Source organism: Vibrio sp. MMG023 (genome assembly GCF_021654215.1).
In the GTDB taxonomy this organism is placed as follows: domain Bacteria; phylum Pseudomonadota; class Gammaproteobacteria; order Enterobacterales; family Vibrionaceae; genus Vibrio; species Vibrio jasicida.
The window spans coordinates 474866-497066 of the sequence record NZ_JAKFZP010000003.1; the positions used below are offsets into that span (position 1 = coordinate 474866).

At 47.3% G+C, this 22201-nt stretch carries 18 protein-coding genes; 12 read left to right on the plus strand and 6 right to left on the minus strand.

All coding sequences use genetic code 11. From position 1 onward, the window contains the following. Positions 1 to 112 precede the first annotated feature (112 nt). The 6 genes from L1076_RS11875 (at position 113) to L1076_RS11900 (ending at position 7453) form a co-directional block, all read left to right on the plus strand. Entirely contained in the window at positions 113 to 874 is a 762-nt protein-coding gene (locus L1076_RS11875) for an ATP-binding cassette domain-containing protein (protein ID WP_009707060.1), read from the plus strand. 20 nt (positions 875 to 894) lie between these two features. Further along, on the plus strand, positions 895 to 1743 hold the full coding sequence (locus L1076_RS11880) for a dipeptide/oligopeptide/nickel ABC transporter ATP-binding protein (RefSeq protein ID WP_009698234.1): 849 nt from the start codon (positions 895 to 897) through the stop codon (positions 1741 to 1743). Further along, positions 1733 to 3247 (plus strand): ABC transporter substrate-binding protein, encoded by a 1515-nt coding sequence (locus tag L1076_RS11885; RefSeq protein ID WP_237303661.1) that lies wholly within the window; start codon positions 1733 to 1735, stop codon positions 3245 to 3247. Before L1076_RS11880 ends, L1076_RS11885 begins: the two co-directional genes overlap by 11 nt. A gap of 46 nt (positions 3248 to 3293) precedes the next feature. Further along, complete coding sequence (locus L1076_RS11890; RefSeq protein ID WP_237303662.1) at positions 3294 to 5003, plus strand: ABC transporter permease subunit; 1710 nt, start codon at positions 3294 to 3296, stop codon at positions 5001 to 5003. A gap of 164 nt (positions 5004 to 5167) precedes the next feature. Next, positions 5168 to 5635 carry a hypothetical protein gene (locus tag L1076_RS11895; RefSeq protein WP_054755825.1) on the plus strand — a complete coding sequence of 156 codons (468 nt, stop codon included), beginning with the start codon at positions 5168 to 5170 and terminating at the stop codon, positions 5633 to 5635. A gap of 180 nt (positions 5636 to 5815) precedes the next feature. After that, positions 5816 to 7453: a methyl-accepting chemotaxis protein gene (locus L1076_RS11900; RefSeq protein WP_039975126.1), complete on the plus strand. Its 1638-nt coding sequence runs from the start codon at positions 5816 to 5818 to the stop codon at positions 7451 to 7453. Between the two features lie 91 nt (positions 7454 to 7544). On the opposite strand, the gene L1076_RS11905 is transcribed toward L1076_RS11900, so the two are convergent. Together L1076_RS11905 and L1076_RS11910 are read right to left on the minus strand one after the other, a co-directional pair. Beyond that, positions 7545 to 7877 carry a hypothetical protein gene (locus L1076_RS11905; RefSeq protein ID WP_227742632.1) on the minus strand — a complete coding sequence of 111 codons (333 nt, stop codon included), beginning with the start codon at positions 7875 to 7877 and terminating at the stop codon, positions 7545 to 7547. Positions 7878 to 7920: 43 nt separating this feature from the next. Next, a complete protein-coding gene (locus L1076_RS11910; RefSeq protein ID WP_054755827.1) occupies positions 7921 to 8565 on the minus strand; it encodes a winged helix-turn-helix domain-containing protein in 645 nt (214 codons plus the stop codon). A 497-nt stretch (positions 8566 to 9062) separates the two neighbouring features. On the opposite strand from L1076_RS11910, the gene L1076_RS11915 reads away from it, so the two are divergent. The 3 genes from L1076_RS11915 (at position 9063) to L1076_RS11925 (ending at position 13972) form a co-directional block, all read left to right on the plus strand. Then, entirely contained in the window at positions 9063 to 10199 is a 1137-nt protein-coding gene (locus tag L1076_RS11915) for an efflux RND transporter periplasmic adaptor subunit (RefSeq protein WP_039975123.1), read from the plus strand. A gap of 2 nt (positions 10200 to 10201) precedes the next feature. Next, complete coding sequence (locus tag L1076_RS11920; RefSeq protein ID WP_061034948.1) at positions 10202 to 13363, plus strand: efflux RND transporter permease subunit; 3162 nt, start codon at positions 10202 to 10204, stop codon at positions 13361 to 13363. Between the two features lie 156 nt (positions 13364 to 13519). Beyond that, positions 13520 to 13972, plus strand: coding sequence for a MarR family transcriptional regulator (locus tag L1076_RS11925; RefSeq protein WP_005437051.1), 453 nt, complete (start codon positions 13520 to 13522; stop codon positions 13970 to 13972). A gap of 28 nt (positions 13973 to 14000) precedes the next feature. Here L1076_RS11925 and L1076_RS11930 read toward each other — a convergent pair whose 3' ends face one another. Next, on the minus strand, positions 14001 to 14747 hold the full coding sequence (locus L1076_RS11930) for an FCD domain-containing protein (RefSeq protein WP_237303663.1): 747 nt from the start codon (positions 14745 to 14747) through the stop codon (positions 14001 to 14003). Between the two features lie 238 nt (positions 14748 to 14985). Here L1076_RS11930 and L1076_RS11935 point away from each other — a divergent pair, with 238 nt between their 5' ends. The 3 genes from L1076_RS11935 (at position 14986) to L1076_RS11945 (ending at position 18481) form a co-directional block, all read left to right on the plus strand. Continuing rightward, positions 14986 to 16233, plus strand: a complete 1248-nt coding sequence (locus L1076_RS11935) for a M20 family metallo-hydrolase (RefSeq protein WP_237303664.1) — start codon at positions 14986 to 14988, stop codon at positions 16231 to 16233. Between the two features lie 133 nt (positions 16234 to 16366). Next, on the plus strand, positions 16367 to 17758 hold the full coding sequence (locus L1076_RS11940) for a TIGR00366 family protein (RefSeq protein WP_237303665.1): 1392 nt from the start codon (positions 16367 to 16369) through the stop codon (positions 17756 to 17758). 21 nt (positions 17759 to 17779) lie between these two features. After that, on the plus strand, positions 17780 to 18481 hold the full coding sequence (locus L1076_RS11945) for a DUF1028 domain-containing protein (protein ID WP_237303666.1): 702 nt from the start codon (positions 17780 to 17782) through the stop codon (positions 18479 to 18481). 64 nt (positions 18482 to 18545) lie between these two features. Here L1076_RS11945 and L1076_RS11950 read toward each other — a convergent pair whose 3' ends face one another. The 3 genes from L1076_RS11950 to L1076_RS11960 all read right to left on the minus strand — a co-directional run bounded on the left by L1076_RS11950 (position 18546) and on the right by L1076_RS11960 (position 22195). Further along, a complete protein-coding gene (locus tag L1076_RS11950) occupies positions 18546 to 19355 on the minus strand; it encodes a fumarylacetoacetate hydrolase family protein (RefSeq protein WP_237303667.1) in 810 nt (269 codons plus the stop codon). 87 nt (positions 19356 to 19442) lie between these two features. Then, positions 19443 to 20399 carry an AEC family transporter gene (locus tag L1076_RS11955; RefSeq protein WP_186174716.1) on the minus strand — a complete coding sequence of 319 codons (957 nt, stop codon included), beginning with the start codon at positions 20397 to 20399 and terminating at the stop codon, positions 19443 to 19445. Between the two features lie 179 nt (positions 20400 to 20578). Next, complete coding sequence (locus L1076_RS11960; protein ID WP_237303668.1) at positions 20579 to 22195, minus strand: polysaccharide lyase 6 family protein; 1617 nt, start codon at positions 22193 to 22195, stop codon at positions 20579 to 20581. Positions 22196 to 22201 lie beyond the last annotated feature (6 nt).

Here is a 22201-nt window from a genome sequence, read left to right on the forward strand (position 1 = left end):
CTTGCTGATAAAAGCGTGAAAAAGATGATGAAATAACCCCTCTGAGTTGTTTTCTTGCTCAGACCTGCGTGATACTATCGTTATGTTATATTGTTACATTTAGTTTGATGTCGTGATTTCTCAACCAATACTCTCCGTTAATAATCTCAGCCTTACAGACTCAGAACGCACACTCTTCAAAGACATTTCTTTTGAGCTGTTTCAAGGTGAAGTTCTTGCCATTATGGGACCTTCCGGCATTGGTAAATCCATGTTGTCGAAAGCCGTCGCAGGTTTTTTGCCGTCTGATATTTGGGTAGACGGAAGTATCCAGCTTAACAGCAGTGAAGTCGCACAAACTGTCATGCTGCAACGTAGTCAATCGCAGCGTCCCGCGGTTATTTTCCAAGATGCACTTAAAGCGCTGAATCCATTGGCCTCTGTCGAGCAACAACTGTGTTTGGCATTGACGGGCAACAAAACACGCTTGTCTTCAGCAAACCGAGAAACGGTGACGACCTTGTTGTCTCAACTCGGATTTGCGGATCCAAAAGCAGCATTAGCGCAGCATCCAAGCCAGTTATCTGGTGGTCAGCGCCAGCGTATTTGTATTGCGATTGCGTTGCTTGGTAGTGCCAACTTGATCATCGCTGATGAGCCCACCAGTGCGCTCGATCCAATCACCGAAGCGGAGATCCTCGAGTTGTTTCGCAGTAGTGTTCAGCAACGCAACATCAGTGGTTTGTTGATCACGCACGATCTCTCTGCGGCTTTGGCGTGTGACAAAGTCTTGGTGATTGCGGACAACACCATGGTGGCTTATGGCGCACCATGGCAAGCCATTCAGCAAAGTTCGCATCCTTTCTGCCAACAACTTGCGCAACTGCTGCCTTAACCTCATCTCTGGAGCCTATTTTGACTAAGCACAACTTGAGCGGGCACACGCAGCCTAAATCGGCGGAAGTTCGCTTTGAGCAAGCCAGTGTTCACTATTACTCCAAACCAAGTTGGTTAGGGGGCAAACCGTTCAAAGCGCTCGAACAATTGGATCTTGCCATCGACACAAAGAACATTGCGATTGTTGGTCCTTCTGGTGCGGGTAAATCGACCTTGATTGAGCTTTTGTTCGGTCTTCGTAAGCCCACATCTGGTGAAGTGTATGTGTGTGGCTATCCGCTATCGCGTAGCTCGGCTAAGCAGCGACAAGAGTTGTGTCAGCACATTCAACTGATTCCGCAAGAGCCGCAGTCTAGCTTGAATCCGTACTACACCGTTCGCCAGATCTTACTGGAGCCGCTAAGCAATATTGGTTTAACGCAAGAGCTCAACGAGAAGGTGGAAAAGGTCTTGGCGGATGTCGGTTTGGATCTCACATTGTTAGATCGTAACCCTCAGCAGTTATCAGTTGGGCAAGCCCAACGTGTGGCTATCGCCAGAGCTTTGATTGTCGAACCTTGTGTGTTGGTTGCCGATGAGCCAACCAGCAGCCTAGATCCCGTCAGTCGTAAACAGATTCTCGACTTGTTGGCAGGCATTCAAAAGAGTCGTCAGATGCGCCTGATTTTGGTGACGCATGACCTCGATGCGGCACAAACCCTATGCGATGAAATCCTAGTGTTAGACAAAGGACGCGTTGTCGAGCACGGCACAGCACAAAACGTGACAAATAACCCATCACACTTGATCACGAGAGCCTTGATGAGCGCTCAACACAAAAGTAATGAATTCACAAAAACCATTGGAGAGGTTTCTTATGCACCTTAGCACTCCCAAGTTAGCTTTGTCGCTGGCTTTAAGCGCACTGCTGACGGGTTGTTTTGACTCTGGCGAAAGCAAGCCAGAAGCGGAAAAAGCAGCTGCACCGCAAGCAACGGAAATTCGCGTTGCCATGATGCAACCACCACGCACAGGTTTGTCGCCACTTTCAGATGACGCGTTCAAACTGTCACGTTGGAGCACGGCAGAAACGCTGGTGAACCTAAACGATCAGTCTGTAGCAGAGCCTATGCTGGCAACAGAGTGGGAACAAGTTGACCCGATGACGTGGCAGTTTACGGTACGTAAGGGCGTGAAATTCCACGATGGTTCTGAGCTTGATGCCAACGCGGTTGTGAACTCTCTACAAAAAGCATTAGATGCCGCACCAAAACCACGCATTTTGGATGGTATCGAATGGCAAGTTCGCGCACTGGACGACTTCACTGTTGAAATCAAAACGACCTTTAACGATCCATTGTTGCCAAGCCGTCTATCTAGCCCACAGCTAGCGATCCTTTCTGGTGCTGCATATCAAGACAACGGTCGCGTCGTGCCAATCAATGCGGGTACGGGTCCATTCGTTCTGACAGAAATCAACGGGACAACCAGCGCAAAACTGAAGCGTTTTGACGGTTACTGGGGTGAAAAAGCAAAAGTAGACAGTATCTTTGCTGAATACGTACCAAACGGTTTTGCTCGTGCTGCAGCGCTGCGTACCGGTGAGGCGGATGTAGTTGAAGCGGTTCCTGTATCGCAAATCGCGATGATGGAATCTTCACAGCTGCACGAAGTCGCAATGCCACGTACCAACACGCTTTACCTAAACAACAAATCAGATGTGTTTAGCCAGTTCGGTTTGCGTAAAGCAGCAGCTCAAGCGGTTAACCGTGAGCAAATCATCAAAACGGTTTACGAGAACCACGCCGATTCAGCGAAAGGTCTGTTAGGTCCGGCATTGGCATGGGCTCAACCAATTCGTGACGCGAACCCTCGTATGGAAACCATGGAAATGCGCCACGCGAACGGTGAGAAGATCACCATCGGTACATTTACCGACCGTGCTGAGTTGCCAGAAGTAGCGGTGCTGCTAAAGCAGCAACTTGAAGCGGCTGGCTTTGTGGTTGAGCTAGATGTTCGTGAATACGCACAAATCGAAAACGATGCACTAGCAGGTAAGTTCGATGCGTTCTTGTTGTCACGCGCAACGGTGCTGGATTCTGGTGACCCAGTGGCGTACATGCAAAGTGACTTTAGCTGTAAAGGTTCTTACAACCTAGGTCAGTTCTGCTCTGAAGAAGTGGACGCAGCCTTGAAACACGCCGACCGTCAGCCGTTGGGTGAGAAACGCCAACAAGCGATCATCGAAGCAGAAAGCAAAATCCTTGAGCAATACGCTGTGATTCCACTGCTTCACGAGCGTGTAATCCAAGGTGAGAGTGACCGCGTGAAGAACGCACAACGCGACCCACGTGAGCGTCGCCTGATCGACCAGTTTACTGAGGTGAACTAACTCGATGTCGTCTGTTGCCAACATGCGCTCTCGTTGGAGCGCTTGTATGCCTGAATGGTTTACGCGTTTTTTGTCGCGCTTCCTGTCTCTCGGGGTAGTGGTTGTGCTGGTGGGTTTGATGCCGGATATTGCAGGTATCGATCCAAGCCAATCAATCCTCCGTGCCCGTGCGGGTGCTCAACAATTGCTGACGGCGGAAGCTCTGCAAGCCATTCGAGAAGATCTTCAACTTGACCGCAGCGCTGCTGAGCGACTGTGGGATTGGTTGACGCTTGCCATGCAAGGTGACTTAGGTGTCTCTTGGGTGAGTGGCGCATCTGTGATGGAGAGCGTTCAACAAACCGCAAAAACGTCACTATTACTGATGCTTACAGCGCTAGGCATGGCATTTGTAATGTGCATGGCGAGCGTACTTTACACTGTGCGTCGTTGGCAACAGAATCGTTTAGACAAGCATCATGACACGCTCAGTTCGGTGTTGGTTTCATTGCCTGAATACGTGATTGCTTCGTTGCTGATCATGGTGTTTTCCATCTGGTTGGGCTGGTTCCCGCCTTATGGCTGGCAAGGCGTGCAAAACCTCTGGCTACCCAGCTTGGCAATGGCATTGCCTGCTGCTGGCTTGTTCGGGCGCTTGCTCAATGACAGCCTCAAGCGTGTACTAGATGAGCCTTGGGTGATCACTTGGCTATCGGCGAACGTCAGTAAGTTTCAAATCTTACGCTTTGCCTTGTGGCGTGCCGTTAGTAACTTGATTCCTCAAATCGCAATGACGGTGATTGGTTTAACCGGCGGTGCGGTTGCTGTGGAACAGGTGTTCTCCATTCCAGGTATCGGACGACTAATATTAGGCGCGGCGAAGTCACAAGATCTGCCGATGCTACAAGGTGGTTTGTTAGTGTTGCTGGTGTTCTCGATGTTGATCAGCAGTGCGAGCATCTTATTACAGCGCTGGTTACTCGGGCACAGTGTCACAAGTGGCAAGTTGATCAGCAGTCACAGCACGTTCCGTTTTACCCAAAGCACCACCAAACGCATCGTCAGTGCCACAATCTTTGCCTTGCTGATTGGTTGTGCGGGATGGGCGTTAATACGCGATCCTTACACCATCCAATTTACTCGCCTTGAATCGCCTAGCTTAGCAGCACCGTTTGGTGCCGATGCGGTCGGGCGAGATCTGCTTGCTCGTGTTGGCGGCGGTATGATGTCGACAATCAAAATGGGCATCATCGCAACCTTCCTAAGTTTGGTGATTGGTTTGCTGCTCGGCTTCGTGACTCGTTATAGCCAAGGCCTAATTGAGATCACCAAAGGTGTGCCATACATTGTGGCTGGTCTGCTGATTGCTGGTCTAACGGGGATGAACCCAAACAGCGCTTTGATTGCGATTGTTATGGTGTCATGGGCACCATTAGCGGCGCACTGTGCGAGCTTGTTGATGGAAGCCAAAGCGCAGCCTTACACGCATCTTGCGCCCATTTGGGGAACCAGTCAGTGGCGAGTACTCCGTTACTACTTGTTGCCTTACGTACTGCCGCCATTGATTCGTCACGCGTTTCTACGTTTGCCATACATTACGCTCAGCCTGACGTCTCTGAGTTTTATCGGACTTGGCGTTAAGCCACCAGAACCTGAGTGGGGCTTATTGATTGCAGAGAATCTGCCTTACATCGAGCGCTCACCATTGGGTGTCTTACTGCCAATCTCAGGTTTAGTTTTGATGGCAATTGCAATCAACTTGTTGTTCGACGATTAAACCGGACTCGTGAACTTTCCAACAGCCTCAATAGCGATATTGAGGCTGTTTTCTTTCTGTTTCATTATTCGCCATTGTGCGTCCCAAAAGCCACGCGCACATTTGCGCTCTGGCGTGCCATTCTTAAGCTGACTTTCTCGGTTTTTATCTTGATAGGAAAGGGCATGAAGGAATACGCGCCGCAGTACAGCAAAAAAGAAAAGATCATCAGAGTCGCTATCGCTGGCGTATTTGGCCTTCTAGTTGGCGTGCTGTTTAAGCTTAAGGGAGAGCCTCTTCTGCAAGCAGTCGCCGAAGCGCCGGAATGTTATGAAGTGTTCGGTATGTCAGGTTTGGAACTTCTGGTTCACATACTGTTCTTTTGGATGCCACTGTCCGTGTTTTTACTTACTTCGGTATTGATGTTGCCACTTGGCGTACGTGGTTTGATCGAAGGTCAGTTTCCACCTAAAGGTGTGAAGGTATTCAGACCCACTGTGATTCAACGCGGCAAGCTCGGTACGTTCAAATCCCTTATTCATCTCTTGTTCCCCTTATTGTGCTTTGGCTTTGTTGTATGGGGGAATGTTCAAATCGAACCCATGATGGAAATGTTCCAATCTAACCAAGGTATATCGAACTGTACCGATTGAAGTTATGTGACCTTGCTTCCTAGAAAAATCGTCCAATAAATCAGTTATTTGTTGAATCTAAAATATTACTCGTAAAGATAAAAATTATTATAATACGTTGCACTGTATATGAAATTACTTGTGCTGTCTCTTTGTTATAATTGGGCGCGATTTGAACAAAATAACAAAAGGTATCTATTCATGTTCAGCAACCTGTCTATCAAGCAAAAGATAGTTCTCCCTCTATCTTTGATGATTGCATTACTGACCGTTAGCTCGGTATTAAATGTTCTCACCATGTGGAAACAAACGGAGCTAAGCGACACACTTAATGAGCAAATCATTCCAAATCTATTTACGATAGAAGATGCTTACCGCGATCTTTATCAAGCGACTTCTGCTATTCAAGCCCTAGCATTGGCAGAAACACCGCAAGAGATCGACCATCACCTTTTTGAATATAAAGACAATGCTTACAAAGCCTTGCCACGCATGCAGAAAGCGCTCGAACTGACTCAAGCTGGTCTTCTGCCTGCCCATCAAACAATAGAAATTAATAAGCTTGTGTCATTGGGTCAAAAATGGCTCGATAGCTATGAAGAGATGATTAACAGCCCACAAACACAATGGCCAAGTTACTACAGCGAGCACAAAGGATTATTTGATACTCAGTTTGTTGCCGTTCGCAAGCAGTTAAACGTGGTTAAAGATGCTATTGAAGTCAAACAAAAGGCACTGAAATCGGACATCAATGCAGCAGGTTTGCGTGCAGAGTTCATCCTAGAGGCCGGCATCGCGATCGTGATTATCGCTGCACTGGGCATGATGGTATTGCTGCTTAGAACCGTGGTGAAGCCAATCAACAATATCAAAGATGCGATGGTGCAAATTGCTTCTGGCGAAGGCGATCTAAGTCAGCGTATTAACGTCCATTCTCAGGATGAAATCGGTCAATTGGCTGGTGGCTTTAACCAATTCGTGACTAAGATCCAAGCGACGGTGTCACAAGTGGTGGAAAGCGCTAATACACTGCGCCAAGAGATGAACAACCTAAACTCACTGACTTCGACCATCGCAGATTCAACCGTTGGCCAACAGCGTGACAGTGAAGCCGTTGCTGCAGCGGTACACGAGATGCAAGTGACCAGTCGTAATGTTAGCGACAGTGCGACTGAGGCTGCACTTGCTAGCCAAACGGCCAATGAAGAGCTCGCAAATACAAATATCATTCTTGAACAAACTGTGGGTGCTATTCGCGACCTAGCGGGTGAGATTGAAAGCGCGAGCCAAGTCATCAACACCTTGGATAACGATGTGAGCAATATTGCTTCGGTATTGGATGTTATCCGTGGTATTGCAGAGCAGACTAACTTGTTGGCATTGAACGCGGCGATTGAAGCAGCGCGTGCCGGTGAACAAGGTCGTGGTTTCGCTGTGGTTGCAGATGAAGTTCGTTCCCTAGCAAGCCGCACGCAAAAGAGCACCGGCGAGATCCAAACCATGATCGAGAAGCTGCAAGCGGGTGCATCTCAAGCAGTGGAAGTGATGCAGGGCAGCAAAACCAGCAGTGAAGACACCATTCAATCGGCAGGTTTGGCGACAGAATCCTTGGCAGAAATCCTCAACGCGATCGCACGCATGAATGAGATGAACACGCACATTGCGACAGCAGCGGGCCAACAAAGCTCAGTGAGTGATGAAGTGAACAGCAACGTTCAAGGTATCGCAGACAGCAGTATGTCGATTGTAGATGTAGTGAGCCAAGCACAACAGTCATTGTCTATGTTGTCTGAACAGACACAACAGTTAGACAAGCAAGTCAGCCAGTTCCGCGTTTAATCTCAGCGGTAGACTGATCTAACTAAAAGAAAAAAGGCATCTTGATTATCAAATATGCCTTTTTTATAAACATTACTGGATGCTGATTGGATTAATATGAACAGCGGAAAGACATGTTTGATAGCGTTCTTTTGGCTCTACCGGAGAAAAAGATATTGCATTGGTCATCAATGTAATAAACACGGTTGTATCGCACGCTTACTGGTTTGTCATCACCTACTACAATGTAATCCTTCCCTTTTGATTTGGAATACTCGTAGTGATATTCCATAAACTGGTAGCTGTCTTCCGCAGAATCAAGCGTAGAGTAATGAATTTGGGAATCCATGCGGTTTTTATACAACTTGGTGTAGGTTGTCCAACGATAGCCTGATGCTTCTACTTTGCCGAACAACTGTACTTTTGATTGATGTGCAATTAGCAATAGAACTCCATTTAACACGATCACTAGTGCTAATGCCTTATATTTATTGGCATTCAAGTAAGAGTTCATCTTTGTGATAAATACATTCATGGTTATCAATTGTTACGGTTATTGTGCCATCATCTGAACGTTGGGCTTCTGGGTATGGCGCGGCGCTAAGTACTTTTTCGAAATCATGTTTGTAATAAAGTGCGCTGGCGGTATTCCATAAATTAAACATGGTTACGATTAACAAGACTGCAAACAGAATCCGCCACGACTTTAGGTTTTGGTGATGAGCAGCCTTCATACCCAGTATTGGAAGCACGTCATGCTTGGGCTCGATGTGTTTTTCAGAAGTAAGTTCTTCGTCCTCAGTAACATCGAAGTTTAATGAATAGCCAACACCAGGAATGTTGATGAGAATTTTCTTATCATTGTCTTCAAGCGTTCGTCGAGTGCGATTGATCAACTGAGGCAAACTCTCTTGAGATATGTGCTCATAGCCCCAAACCTGCTGAATAATCTCTTTATTACTGATCGTGCTTGGGTGCGCGTCAACTAAGCAGTTCAATAATGCTTTTTGCTTGTTGGTGAGCTTAACGGTGCCTTGCTCTTTTGTTCTGCCACTCAAAAGGGAGGGCTGTAAATTGTGAGTCGTCCTGTCCCATGTGAATTTCCCTAATACTATTCTATTGTTGTTTTTCATAACCAACTTATTTCGTATATTAGGTTGTTTAGGGGGAGCGAATTATAGGGTAATGAATACGGAAATCAACGCCTATATTTGCAATTTATTTAATCAAAGCGCGCTCTAAATGTTCAATTGGTGATTAAATGTTATGCGAGTGTAAATTCTTGTGTTTTCACTTATTTTCACGATATTTAATAAACTTTCTTTTTCTTCGTAGCAGCAACGCATCCTCCAAAATACTTTGCTTTGTCACGATTTCTCTCGCTTTGTCCACTCTTTTTTCTTGTTTTTATTAGGAAAAATCTGTTTTCGATTGCTCACAGAAAATTTATTTTTCCAATATAAATGCGTTCAAATTGAGAGATCAATAACAGGTTTCGAGCAAATATTTTTGTCTATCGTAAAGAGCGGTAAATTTTGTTGTATGTACAACATTGAGTAATTATCATCCCGAATAATATTTGCTGACTTTTTATTGGGTCACTGTTTTTATTTAGGAAGAGAGAAGTTTCATGAGACGTAGAACCACGCTATCACTTCTGATTGCGTCGAGCTTATTTTTGGCTGGATGTGAACAGAGTCAAGATGGACAAGCACAAGGTGGTCCCGCGCCAACACCGGAAGTGACTGTCATGACAGTTGAACCGGTTCGCCAAGCGCTAACGGTGGAATTGCCTGGTCGTAGCCGCGCATTTAAAGAAGCAGAAGTTCGCCCACAGGTAACGGGTATTATTTCTGAGCGAAATTTTGTTGAGGGTGGCGTGGTAGAGAAGGGTCAATCGCTATACCAGATTGATGATTCTACTTTCCAAGCTGATTTATTGAGTGCAGAGGCGGAACTGATCCGTGCGCAAGCATCGGAAGAATCAACGTACTCAACAGTGCGTCGTTACCGTGCATTGATCACTAAAAAGTCGATCAGCCAACAAGCATTGGACGAAGCAGAAGCGGCTTATAAAGAAGCGAAAGCGCAAGTGTTAGTCGCGAAAGCGAAGATCAACACAGCGAAGATCAATTTGTCTTACGCACAAGTAAAGGCGCCAATTAGCGGTGTGATCAGCAAGTCTAACGTAACGGCGGGTGCGCTGGTAACGGCAAACCAAGCGGCGACGCTGACGACTATCCAACAGTTAGACCCAATCAATGTTGATATCGTGCAATCTTCTGCTCAACTACTCCGTTTGAAAGCAGCGATGTCACAAGGTCACTTGCAAAAAGATGAGACAGCTCAAGTCACGCTGACGCTCGAAGATGGTTCGACATACGCGCACAAAGGTGCAATGAAGTTTACTGAAGTGAACGTAGACGAAAGTACCGGAAGCGTAACGCTACGTGCAGAATTTGCGAACCCAGATGGCTTGTTGCTACCGGGTATGTTCGTGCGTGCGACGGTAACGGTTGGTGTCGACCCTGTTGCTATTCTTATCCCGCAAAATACAGTAACGCGTGATGCAACGGGTAAAGCCTCAGTAATGACGGTAGGTGAAGACAACAAAGTAACAATCACTCCGGTAACAACGGCTGAGTCTATTGGTAATCAATGGCGCATCACTGACGGTCTGAAAGTGGGTGATAAAGTCATCACAACAGGCCTACAGATGATCCAACCGGGTAACCCAGTGACCATTCAATCAGGTGAGCAGGCATAATCATGGCACGATTCTTTATCGATCGTCCGGTATTTGCTTGGGTTCTTGCGATTCTGACCATGTTGGCGGGCGTAATGTCCCTGTTCAACTTGCCGGTTTCTCAATACCCGACGATTTCACCGACCACGATCTCAATCAATGCCCGTTACCCTGGTGCTTCTGCGAAAACCGTAGAAGACTCAGTGACTCAGGTTATCGAGCAAAACATGACGGGTCTGGACTACCTACGCTACCTAAACTCAAGCAGTGATGCGTTTGGTAACGCGACCATTACGCTGACGTTTGACAGCGAAGCTGATCCAGATATCGCGCAAGTTCAGGTGCAGAACAAACTGCAATTGGCGATGACGTCACTTCCGATGGAGGTACAAAGCCAAGGTATCATCGTAAACAAATCCAACACCTCATTTTTGATGGTTGTGGCGGTTTACTCTGAAGACCCTGAATTCACAGAAAACGACATTGGCGACTTTGTTGTAACCAATATTCAAGATCCGATCAGTCGTGTTACGGGTGTAGGTCAAGTGCAAGCGTTTGGTTCTCAATACGCAATGCGTGTTTGGCTAGACCCATTCAAACTGACTCAGTTCAACCTAACGGCAATCGACGTTGCGAACGCGATTCGTGAGCAGAATGCACAGGTTTCTTCTGGTCAGTTAGGTGCTGCACCTGCTCAGTCTGGTCAGTTGCTTAACGCGACGATTTCTTCAGCAAGTCGTCTAACCAGTGTGGCTGAATTCAGAAACATCATTCTGAAATCAGAAGCGAACGGTTCGAACGTTTACCTAAAAGACGTGGCGCGTGTTGAGCGCGGCGCAGAAAGCTACGATATCAAAGGTCAGTACAACGGCTTCCCAGCGGCAGGTCTTGGTATCTCGCTAGGTACTGGTGCGAACGCGCTAGAAACGGCAGAAGCAGTAAAAGAACGTCTTGGTCAGCTAAGTGCGACTTTCCCAGACGGCTTGAAGATCGCTTACCCGTTTGAGACAACGCCTTTCGTAGATGCGTCGATCAAGGAAGTAATCAAGACACTGCTTGAAGCAATCGTGTTGGTATTCTTGATCATGTATCTGTTCTTGCAGAACTTCCGTGCAACGATCATCCCAACGATTGCGGTACCTGTTGTATTGCTAGGTACGTTTGCCGTCTTGTACGCGACGGGCTTTAGTGTCAACACCTTAACCATGTTTGCGATGGTTCTGGCAATCGGCTTACTGGTGGACGATGCGATCGTTGTGGTTGAGAACGTGGAACGTGTAATGCACGAGGACGGTCTCGATCCAAAAGAAGCAACCAAGAAGTCAATGGGGCAGATTACTGGCGCACTAGTGGGCGTTGGTTTGACGTTGTCTGCGGTATTCGTACCGATGGCGTTCATGTCTGGCTCAACCGGTGTGATCTACCGTCAGTTCTCCATCACCATCGTAGCGGCAATGACGCTCTCGGTATTGGTGGCGATCATTCTTACTCCGGCACTTTGTGCGAGCTTGCTGAAAAAAGGTGACGCAGAATTTTCGGATAAGAAAGGTTTCTTTGGCTGGTTCAACCGTAAGTTTGATGCGGCAACGGCGGGTTACGAAGCGGGCGTAGCGAAAATGCTAAAACGCACTGGTCGTATGCTGTTGGTATTCGCGGCAATGAGTGCGGGCGCAGGTTGGTTGTTCATGAACCTACCAACGTCTTTCCTACCGGACGAAGACCAAGGTACTGTGTTCTCAATGGCAATCTTGCCACCGAACTCGACTCAAGAGCAGACAGAAAAGACGCTAGAAAAAGTCCGTAACTACTTCCTAGAAGAAGAGAAAGACAACGTCGCGTCAGTGTTCTCGGTAGCGGGCTTCAGCTTCGCGGGTCAAGGTCAGAACATGGGCATGGCGTTTATCGGTCTGAAAGATTGGTCAGAGCGTGAAGCGCCGGGTTCGGATGCGGCTTCGCTGACAGGTCGTGCGATGGGTTACTTCTCAACGATTAAAGAAGCAATGGTGTTTGCGTTTGCGCCACCAGCGATTCAAGAGTTGGGTAACGCGACTGGTTTCGACTTCTACCTACAAGACTCAACTGGTAACGGTCATGAAGCGCTTGTAGCGGCTCAATACCAAATCCTAGGTATGGCAGCACAAAACCCGAAACTGGTGGGTGTGCGTCCAAATGGTCAAGCAGATGCGCCGATGTACCAAGTTCATATCGACCACGTGAAATTGCGTGCGCTGGATGTGAGCATTAATGATGTAAACCAAATCCTAGCTTCGGCATGGGGGGGGGCATACATCAACGATTACATCGATCGCGGACGCGTGAAGAAGGTAATGGTGCAGAGTGACGCAGAACACCGTATGCAACCGAAAGACTTCGACTCATGGTACGTGCGTAACTCACAAGGCGAGATGGTGCCATTCTCGGCATTTGCAACGGGTGAGTGGACTTACGGTTCTCCGCTATTGCAACGCTTTAACGGTCTACCTGCGATGAACATCCAAGGTGGTGCGGCTCCGGGCGTAAGTACTGGTGAAGCGATGGCAGAAATCGAAGCCATGGTAGAAAAACTGCCTCCTGGCTTTACGGTGAACTGGAACGGTATCTCTTACGAGGAACGTCTGTCTGGTAACCAAGCGCCAATGCTTTACGCGCTGTCGATTCTGGTTGTCTTCCTTGTACTAGCAGCACTTTATGAGAGCTGGTCAGTACCATTCGCGGTTGTGCTTGTTGTACCTCTAGGTGTACTAGGTGCGGTACTTGCGGTCATGACTCGCGGTATGGATAACGACGTATTCTTCCAAGTAAGCTTGTTGACCACTGTTGGTCTGGCAACGAAGAACGCGATCCTTATCGTGGAATTTGCGAAAGAATACTACGAGAAAGGCGCGGGCTTGATTGAAGCAACGCTGCACGCGGTACGTGTTCGTCTTCGTCCTATCATAATGACCTCGCTTGCGTTTGGTCTGGGTGTAGTGCCACTAGCGATCAGTGCGGGTGTAGGCTCTGCAGGTCAGAACGCGGTAGGTACGGGCGTACTTGGCGGTATGGTAAGTGCGACCTTGCTTGGTATCTTCTTCGTGCCTGTGTTCTTCGTTGTGGTTGAGCGTTTGTTCGACCGCCGCGCAAGAAAAGAAGCACAAAAAGAGCAAGTGGAATCTACTTCACAGCCAACGGCAAGCCAAGAGTAGGACTTAGCGCTAAAGACTAAGTTATACTATTGCTAATAAGTACAAGAAAAGGGCGCTTCGGCGTCCTTTATTTTTGGATTCAATTGGATAGTTTGGGTTTGAGGCAAACACCAGACTATCCAAATGAAAACAAAGCCGAAAGTAGAATAGGCAAGTATGAAAGATCAGAAGATTTCTCCGATATCCGTGTTGGATCAAAGCCCGATGTTTGTGTGCAGCGTGATGAACCGAACCTTCCGCAATCGTGCTCAAGCAGAGCTATCGCGTCAGGACTTAATGACGTTGGAAATGGCGAGTGCCTTGGCGGCGTTAGAAGAGTTTCAACCGATGAGCCAGCAAGAGTTGGCGGATGCGGTTCTGACAGAACGAAGCGTCGCAAAACGCATGGTGGATAACTTAGAGAAACGAGGTTTTGTTAAAGTTTCAAAGAGCGAAACCAATCAGAGATTAAAGATTCTGACACTCACCAAAGAAGGCGTAGAAGCGGTACGCAAAGTGCACCGCATCATGACCAACCTCAAGCAAGATTTCTTCTCTTGTTTGACGGAAGAGGAATCCGACGAATTCTTCCGTTTGGTCCGTAAAATGACCTTAGCCAATCACGCTTAATTCTGCGTTTCAAACGATGGCGAACCAATTAGCTTTCTGTGAGAAAACGGTTCGCCACTTCAGCTTCTTGCTTTTTCATCAATTGATGCGCGGTCAGCATGTGTTGTTCCATCACTTGTTTGGCTTTTGAAGTGTCACCTTTACGCAATGCCTCCACCAGTGCACGTTGGCTTTGCACGCCCGTTTGCCACAGTTTGTGGTTTCCCGGTTCATACAGTTTGCGATAAATCGTTAGCTCGGTAAGCATCTGTGCAGTAAAGCGAACCACAAACTTCAGCAGCTCATTGCCAGAGTAACTGGCCAAGAGGCTGTGAAACTCAATCGATGCAATGTGGTGCTCGCGCTCTTGATACACGTCTTCTGGTGGCGTTTGGTACTTATCGATTTGCTGATCGAGACGAGCAAGTTGCTCATCGGTCAATGTGCCCGCCAATGATGCCGCGATCTCTGGTTCAAGTGACAAGCGGATTTGGTACAGATCAGAAATCGAAACGTCTTTGAAGAACAGGTAGTTGCTTAGCAGTGCCTGAGCTTTGTTCTCACTCATTTCGCTAACAAACACACCGCCTTTTGGCCCTGTCTTGGTCGAGAGAATACCTTGCGCCTCAAGGATTCGCATGCTTTCTCGCACCGTGCTTTTGGAAGCATCAAAGATTTCCATGACTTCGATTTCACTCGGCAGACGATCGCCGGGCTGCAAAGCTTGATCGACGATCCAAGTTTTGATCGACTCGGCCAGTTGTTGAGTTCTACGTCCTTTCGCGCTGCTTGCCACATTTTCCTCGCTGGGTTATCTCGCGGTATCTATTGAATTTTGAAGGAAATTCAAAGGATGTCACCTGTTTTCTGCCTTTCATTTTCTGAAAAACGAACACGGTTTTAGTTATGAAACCATCCGATTATCGATCGAATCGTACTCACAAAAAAGTCTATTTATCATGATAAATGTCTTTCATTTGATATTTATCATGATAAATTAAAAATGAACATGGTTAGAAATAGAGCGATTCAAGATGGAAAAATTTGTAGAAACGGCCAGTCTAGCGTGGGAATGGTTGGAAGATATTGCTCAATGCAGCCAAACCAATGACCCAGATAGCGAAGGCGTGACGCGTTTGTGTGCCAGTGAAGAGCACGCAAAAGCAAATGAAAAGCTACGCGAGTGGATGTTGTTGTCTGGCATGGAAGTGCGCATGGATAACGCGGCTAACCTTATTGGTCGTTATCACAGCCCGAGCCCAAATGCGCAGACGCTGATCTTTGGTTCTCATCAAGATACCGTGCCAAATGGTGGCAAATACGATGGTATTTTAGGTGTCATCCTACCTATCGCTTTGGTTCATTATTTCCATCAGCATAAATTTGAATTTCCTTTCCATATCGATGTGATTGCCTTCAGTGATGAAGAAGGCACGCGATTCCAATCGACATTACTTGGTTCAAAAGCCATTGCCGGAACGTTTGACCCGAGCGTTTTGGAGGCACGCGACGCTTACGGTATTACGATGCGTGAAGCTCTGACTTCATTCGGTTGCCATCCAGAACTTATTGCGCAAGATGCTTACGACAAAAATAAGGTGTTGGGCTTTGTGGAACTCCACATTGAGCAAGGCCCGCAACTTGAGCAAGCGAATTTGCCTGTGGGTGTGGTTACGGCCATCACCGGTATCGAGCGCCATACTTTGTCGGTTTTAGGTAAAGCTGGTCACGCGGGTACCGTGCCAATGAACATGCGCCAAGATGCGCTAGTTGGGGCTGCGCAGGTCATCCATATGTTTGACCAACTGTGTAAGCGTGAAGACGACCTTGTGGGTGTGGTGGGCAAAATTGCCAACTTCCCGAACGGTGTGAATGTGATTCCTCAGCAAACGGACATCACTATTGAACTGCGCTCGCCAAATGATGCTTCTCGTATTGCCGCACGACAAGAAATGTTGGCAAACATCGAAACCTTAATGACGCAGTACAACCTAGCGTATCGCCACGAGCAAACTTACGAGCAAGCGGCGGTCACTTGCTCTGATTCGCTTTCCTCGGCACTGACTCAGGCGATCTCGCTATCCAATATTGAAGCTAAGCATCTATTTAGTGGTGCAGGGCATGATGGTCTTGCGGTATGTGAATTAACGGACATTGCGATGCTATTTATGCGTTGTACGGATGGGGTTAGCCATCATTCTGATGAAGCGATTTTGCAACAAGATCTAGTAGCAGCAGTCGAGGTTCTGAACCATTTCTGCATGCTGATGAAACACCAATAAAAGCGAAATAACACAAGAGAGGGTGGGGATTCATCCTCTTTTTTACTTTCAAAACCAAGACTTGGTTTTAGCTTGTGAACGTGAAGGCTCATACCAATGGGTTTTCATTCCTATACTAAGGAGAGATTTTGTTATGGATATGACAAAAAAGATGGAGACAACAGAGAAGAAGGCTTGGTACAAAAGTATGCCGGACCCAATGGTCCTGATCTTTATGATTTTGGTGGCAACGTATCTACTGACTTTTGTTGTGCCTGCCGGGGAGTTCTCACGTGTTGTGGTGGACGGTCGTACTACCGTTGTGCCTAACTCATTTGCTTATCTGAGTGATGTGCCTGCGGTGCATTTCTTTGATATTTTTGTCGCGATTCCGAAAGGTTTGATCAGTGCGGCGCCTTACTTGTTCATCGTATTTATTGCTGGTGGCTTGTTCCACATCTTGCAACGTACCGGAGCATTAGAGAACGCAATTGGTGTGGCGGTAAACAAAGCGGGTGTGAAGAACCGTAATTTGATCATCACCATCGGCACCTTTATCTACGGTTTCTTTGGCGTGGCGGTAGGCTTTGAGAACAACATCGCACTTGTTCCGGTTGCGGTTCTGATTTCTGCTGCGGTTGGTTACTCCAGCCTTGTCGGTACGGTAATGGCAGTGGGTGGTATCGGTGTAGGCTTTGCACTGTCACCAATCAACCCTTATACCGTAGGTGTTGCTCAAGGTATTGCTGAACTGCCTACTTTCTCGGGCGCTTGGCTGCGTGCTGCGATGGTGATTTCCTCTCTTGCATTACTGTCTTACTACATCTGTACTCGTGTAGCGAAGATGGAGTTTAAAGAGCCAGATTCAGCAGAGGGCTTAAGTAAAGATCTTTCAGAATACCACCTAGAGAAGAAAGACAAACTGACGCTGGGCGTATTCCTAGCAGGCCTAGGAGTGATGCTCTACGGCGTATTTGCTAACGGTTGGTACATCAACGAGATCGCGGGCTTGTTCTTATTGATGGCGATTGTGATCGGCGCAGTCAACGGCTTAAGCGCCAATGGCATTGTGAAGCAGATGATGGAAGGTGCATCGGGCGTAACTGCAGGTGCATTGGTGATTGGTGTTGCGGCATCGATTCAAATCATTCTCGACCAAGCACAAATCATCGACACCATCGTTAACGCGCTAAGCTCACTTATTCAAGATATGCCGATTGCTATCTCTGCGATTGTTGCGAGTGTGGTGCAAGGTGTGATCAACCTATTCGTACCATCGGGTTCTGGTCAGGCAATGGTGACCATGCCGATCCTAATTCCTGTGGCTGACCTTACTGGCATGAGCCGCCAGCTGATGATCACCGCATTCCAAGTGGGTGACGGTCTGACCAACCTTATCGTACCGACTTCTGGTGGTACGCTAGCGATGTTGGCGCTTGGTCGCGTGTCTTACGAGCAGTGGCTCAAAGCCATCATGCCATTCATGGCGTTCGTTTATGTTCTATGTTGGGTAGCCCTGTTTGTTGGACAAATGGTTGGTTACTAACGTCTTTTATACTGAGAATCTATGACGATTTCACTTATACACGTTAACCCAGAAACAGGGTTATCGGCTTCCATTACAGCGACTGGCGGCGTTGCCGTCGGTGGCTACGTAAACCACAGTTGGCGTGCGATTGGCGCGTGTGCCACCCAAGGCTTGTTTACTAATCCTTGGTATGCCGACAACGCTAAGCGATGGTTATCCCAAGGGCTTTGTTGCCATGATGTGGTTGAGCGTTTGAAAGAGGGCGATGCTGAATTTGCTAAGCGCCAATGCATGGTAATGGATAAACATGGCCACGCGGCGTTTATCAATGGTGAAGAGAACATCGCGCACGTGGGTTCTCTTGCTTTTCAAGATCTCGCCGTTGCTGGCAACATGCTAGAAAGTGACGCGGTTATTGAAGCTTTTGCGGATTCATTTATGGCTCAAACAATGCTGAATGCTGAGCAAGTGAGAGCAGGGGACAAACCTCAATATCATGAGAACTACGAAGCAAGGTTAGCGGAAGTGCTCATAACTGCACTAGAAGCCGCGTTGGAAGCAGGCGGCGATAAGCGCGGTACGTATTCGGCTTCGCTTCGTATTGAAAGCTACACGCAAGCACCGATTGATATTCGTGTTGATTGGTCTGACGATAGCCTAATTGAAGACATGAGAAAGGTACTGAGTCGCGTACAAGCACCGAGCTTCCAAGAGTTTCTCAACGGATTGCCGAATCAGTAAGAGGATTCATGTCGCGCGAAATAAAAAGCCGAACTGTTATTGCTGTTCGGCTTTTTTGTATCGGTTAAAACATAATTTTGTTTTCAACTTTAACGATGCCGTTGAGTGAAACAGAAACGACATCGTTATCTTTCACTTCAACAGTGTGAGTTGGTAAGTCGATGTAAATTAAATCGCCTGGTTTGAGTGTAAAATACTGGCTGAGTTCACTCACAACTTCTGCTGGAGAATAGGTCATTTCTGCCAAGGCATCATCGTTAATTGCTTTACCGTTGATTTTCGAAGAAACATGAATCCGGGTGAAATCGAGTCCGCGAACGATCTCATTCGCAATTGGGGCAAAACCGTCGGCACTTTTGGCTCTTAACGAATGGGCATCATGCTGCAGCCAGTTTGGTTCCGTAAGATCGCCCCCAACGGTGAGTCCAAATATGGCGGCTGACGCTTGCTTGGTATCGATATTCTTACTTTGCTTTCCTATCACGACGACTAAGGAGCTGGAATACTCTATGTTCTTCGCATCGGTTGGTATTTGAATAGGAACACCTTTCGATATTAAGGCTGAGGGGAGTTTAAACGAAAATTGATAATCGTTTGCTTGTGTTTCACCAAGCTGTTTTTGGGCTTGAACAACGAATACTTTTTCAGGCTTAGTTGGAAGTAACAGGTTTACATCACGGACAGACATTTTTCGGGATGAAAGGGATGAGTCAGAGAAAATATCCCCCTTAAGAGGATAAATTGAGTCTTCAACGAGCTTACCGTATCCGATTTTTCCGAGGTGTTGATAGCGAACATATGTCGTTGAAGAGGCATTCGCGGCAAGGCTAACAACACTTAAACACGCACCTAAACATAATGCGATGAGCTTCATTCTAGAAATCCTTATTTTTTAGCGCATTATATCGGTTAATTAAAGGGAAGCGTATGCCGATATCTCCCACTTGGGTATATGTTTCGATTAAATGAGACTGTAACTCTTAAGGATGACGATACCCAATGTGCAAGTGATTGTAGAGAGCACAGTCGTCAAAGCAATGATGTTCGCTGCTAAGACGGAGTTGCCTCCCATCGAACGTGCCATAACATAACTTGCTGCCGCCACAGGAGAGGCGTTCATAAAGAACAGAATGCCAAGCTCAATCCCTCTAAAGCCGACTAAATACGCACCTGTGGTAATCACGATAGGGGCGACGATCAGTTTGTAGCTACTGGCGAACCAAGACGGTCCTTTCTCTTTCTTCATCAAACTTAAATCGAGTGAGCCACCAGTACACAAAAGGGCGAGGGGAAGCGTCATCTTGGATAGATAGTTACCGGCATCAATCGCCACATCCGGAACCGGAATCGACAGAAGGTAGAACACCATGCCAGAGACAATCGCGATGATCAGAGGGTTGCGCGTTAAGGTTCTCACCATCATTTTGGCGGCTTGAGATCCAGACGTTGCCCCTTTTGGAGACAAACAAATCACCGCTTGCACGTTATAGATAAAGGTGGTCACCGCAACATAAAGCGCGGCTAGAGCGACACCTTGTGAACCGTAAGCATTCGCCACATACGCAATGCCGATGATGCCCGTATTGGCACGAAAGCCACCTTGGATTAAAACGCCTTGGTCGGGTGAAGATTTGAAGAACAGTTTGACAGAGATAAAAGTGAAGATGAAAAACGCGATGCTGGCAACAATGCCGTAATTGACGAAGCCGCTAGCCGCAGAGAAATCATGCTCGGAGACGACGATACTCAAGAACAACATCGCAGGCAGCGTGACCTGAAACACCAGTTTAGACCCGACTTCGATAAAGTTGTCGTTGATAAGCCCTATGCGTTTGAAGATTACGCCCAATACCAGCATTAAGCAGATGGGGCCAGTGATCGACAACGAGAATTGCAACTGATGTAAAACAGCATCCATGAGTGTATCCGCAACAAAAGAAAAGAGTTTTATAATTGTCATACAATTAAACCACAACTCAATCTTGGGAGACAGTAGGGTGGTGAAATTTTCTTCAGTTATTGTGGGGTTACTGGTGAAAGGAGAGGAAAACCAGTCTGGCTTGGATCACCAGACTGGAAGCAAACTCTAAAGCATAATTACTTTTGAGCGTTTGAAAGGAGGTAATCAGGCCCTGCTGTTTCCGCCGTTACGACAGACAGCTTGCTCGTATCTGCACCAACGCCTTGGTATTGAGTAAAGCCTTTCATTTGTTCGCTTTTTGGTAGTTCTACCGAGTAAGAAGCGATTTGTTCTGCGTTCGTCACCGTGCCGACGTAAACTTCGTTGTTGTAGGTAGGATTCACCAGCGGCAACTCTTCTGTCGCGCGTACGCTGACGAATTGCTCTTGCTGGTGGTTATCAACCACGTTGCTATCGAAGTGAACATCCACGCCAGCGAAAATGTTCTTCACTTCACTGTTGTTGAACAGGCTAACACGGTGCGTTTGGTTACCGTAGACAATGCCCCATTCCGTATCTACAAGGGTGTTGTTACGAATGGTGATGTTCTTTGGTGTCCATTGTTTGTTGAGCTCTTTGCCTTTCACTGCTTGGTCGAGCTTTTCGCCGTTTGCGACATCAATGATGCCGGTATTGATCACGATGCCGCCGCGCAGATCCGCATTACCTTCAATTTTGCCATCACGGCCGCGCGTGCCAGTGATGTAGTTGTTCTCAATCACGTGGTCTTCATCGTAAATACGCATACCGCCAGTCAGCAGTTTTTCGTTACCTAGAATCACGTTGTCTTTCACCACGTTCGCTTTACCGTGACGAAGAGAAATCAGAGAGGCACTTTCAAAGATAGTATTGCCAGAGATTTCATTGCCGCCTGACTTAATCGAAATCAGCTCGCGCTCACCATCCATATCGATCATCAGGTTGTTGGTGAACTTAGAGTTTGATGCCCATTGAGAAGATTTAGAGTCACCAATTCGAATCGCTTCCCAGCTGTTGCCGTTGTAGCGAATCGCTTCTTTGATATCGAATTCATTGAACTGGTTTGGTTTTTGGTCCAAGAAAATGTTGTTAGCAATAAGGTGGTTATCTGGTGTGTCGTCTTTTTGTACGCCAATTAAGGTGCCGCGCTTTTGCTTACCTTCAAAACGGTTATTGATCACCTTGCCATCTTTACCCCAAAGTGAAACCCACAAGTATTTCGGGTATTCAGAGCGACGTTCGTCCGGTTGGTATTCGTAAGCGTGGTTGAAGTAGTAGAACGTAGAGTTTTGCAAAGTGTTGTTGTTACCCATCATACGCACGCCGCCGAAACGTTCAGCAGGGCCGCCTTCGGTAAACACCAAACCGTCGACAGTGATGTTGTTACCTTCAAGACGAAGCTGAGCCAAACCCGTTAGCCAAACGCTGCCAGGTTGCTCCGCCTTGATGGTAATGTCGTTGGCTTTTACCGAGACGATATCAAGATCCGCGTATTTACCCGCAGGAATCGTAATTGTTGTACCGTCTTCGGCATTCTCCATCTGTTGTTTCAATGCTTGTACAGCGTCTGCTGATTGCGCTTCAAGTGCGCTGCCATCCACTGTGTTTAAGCGATCCGTAGCAAGCAAGTAATCGCGAGTGATGTCATTCACTGCGGTTTCAACAACAGCGGGACCCGCAGCTTCCGTCGTTTGAGAAGGTGAAGTGTTACAACCTACTAGGGTCAGGGCAGAAATGGACGCGGCAACCACGCCAGCAAGCATTGTTTTTTTCATAATGTA

Coding starts and splice junctions, on each gene's coding strand:
- L1076_RS11885 (WP_237303661.1), top strand. CDS start 1,733: ATGCACCTTAGCACTCCCAAGTTAGCTTTGTCGCTGGCTTTAAGCGCA.
- L1076_RS11890 (WP_237303662.1), top strand. CDS start 3,294: ATGCCTGAATGGTTTACGCGTTTTTTGTCGCGCTTCCTGTCTCTCGGG.
- L1076_RS11895 (WP_054755825.1), top strand. CDS start 5,168: ATGAAGGAATACGCGCCGCAGTACAGCAAAAAAGAAAAGATCATCAGA.
- L1076_RS11900 (WP_039975126.1), top strand. CDS start 5,816: ATGTTCAGCAACCTGTCTATCAAGCAAAAGATAGTTCTCCCTCTATCT.
- L1076_RS11910 (WP_054755827.1), bottom strand. CDS start 8,565: ATGAAAAACAACAATAGAATAGTATTAGGGAAATTCACATGGGACAGG.
- L1076_RS11915 (WP_039975123.1), top strand. CDS start 9,063: ATGAGACGTAGAACCACGCTATCACTTCTGATTGCGTCGAGCTTATTT.
- L1076_RS11920 (WP_061034948.1), top strand. CDS start 10,202: ATGGCACGATTCTTTATCGATCGTCCGGTATTTGCTTGGGTTCTTGCG.
- L1076_RS11925 (WP_005437051.1), top strand. CDS start 13,520: ATGAAAGATCAGAAGATTTCTCCGATATCCGTGTTGGATCAAAGCCCG.
- L1076_RS11935 (WP_237303664.1), top strand. CDS start 14,986: ATGGAAAAATTTGTAGAAACGGCCAGTCTAGCGTGGGAATGGTTGGAA.
- L1076_RS11940 (WP_237303665.1), top strand. CDS start 16,367: ATGGATATGACAAAAAAGATGGAGACAACAGAGAAGAAGGCTTGGTAC.
- L1076_RS11945 (WP_237303666.1), top strand. CDS start 17,780: ATGACGATTTCACTTATACACGTTAACCCAGAAACAGGGTTATCGGCT.
- L1076_RS11950 (WP_237303667.1), bottom strand. CDS start 19,355: ATGAAGCTCATCGCATTATGTTTAGGTGCGTGTTTAAGTGTTGTTAGC.
- L1076_RS11955 (WP_186174716.1), bottom strand. CDS start 20,399: ATGGATGCTGTTTTACATCAGTTGCAATTCTCGTTGTCGATCACTGGC.
- L1076_RS11960 (WP_237303668.1), bottom strand. CDS start 22,195: ATGAAAAAAACAATGCTTGCTGGCGTGGTTGCCGCGTCCATTTCTGCC.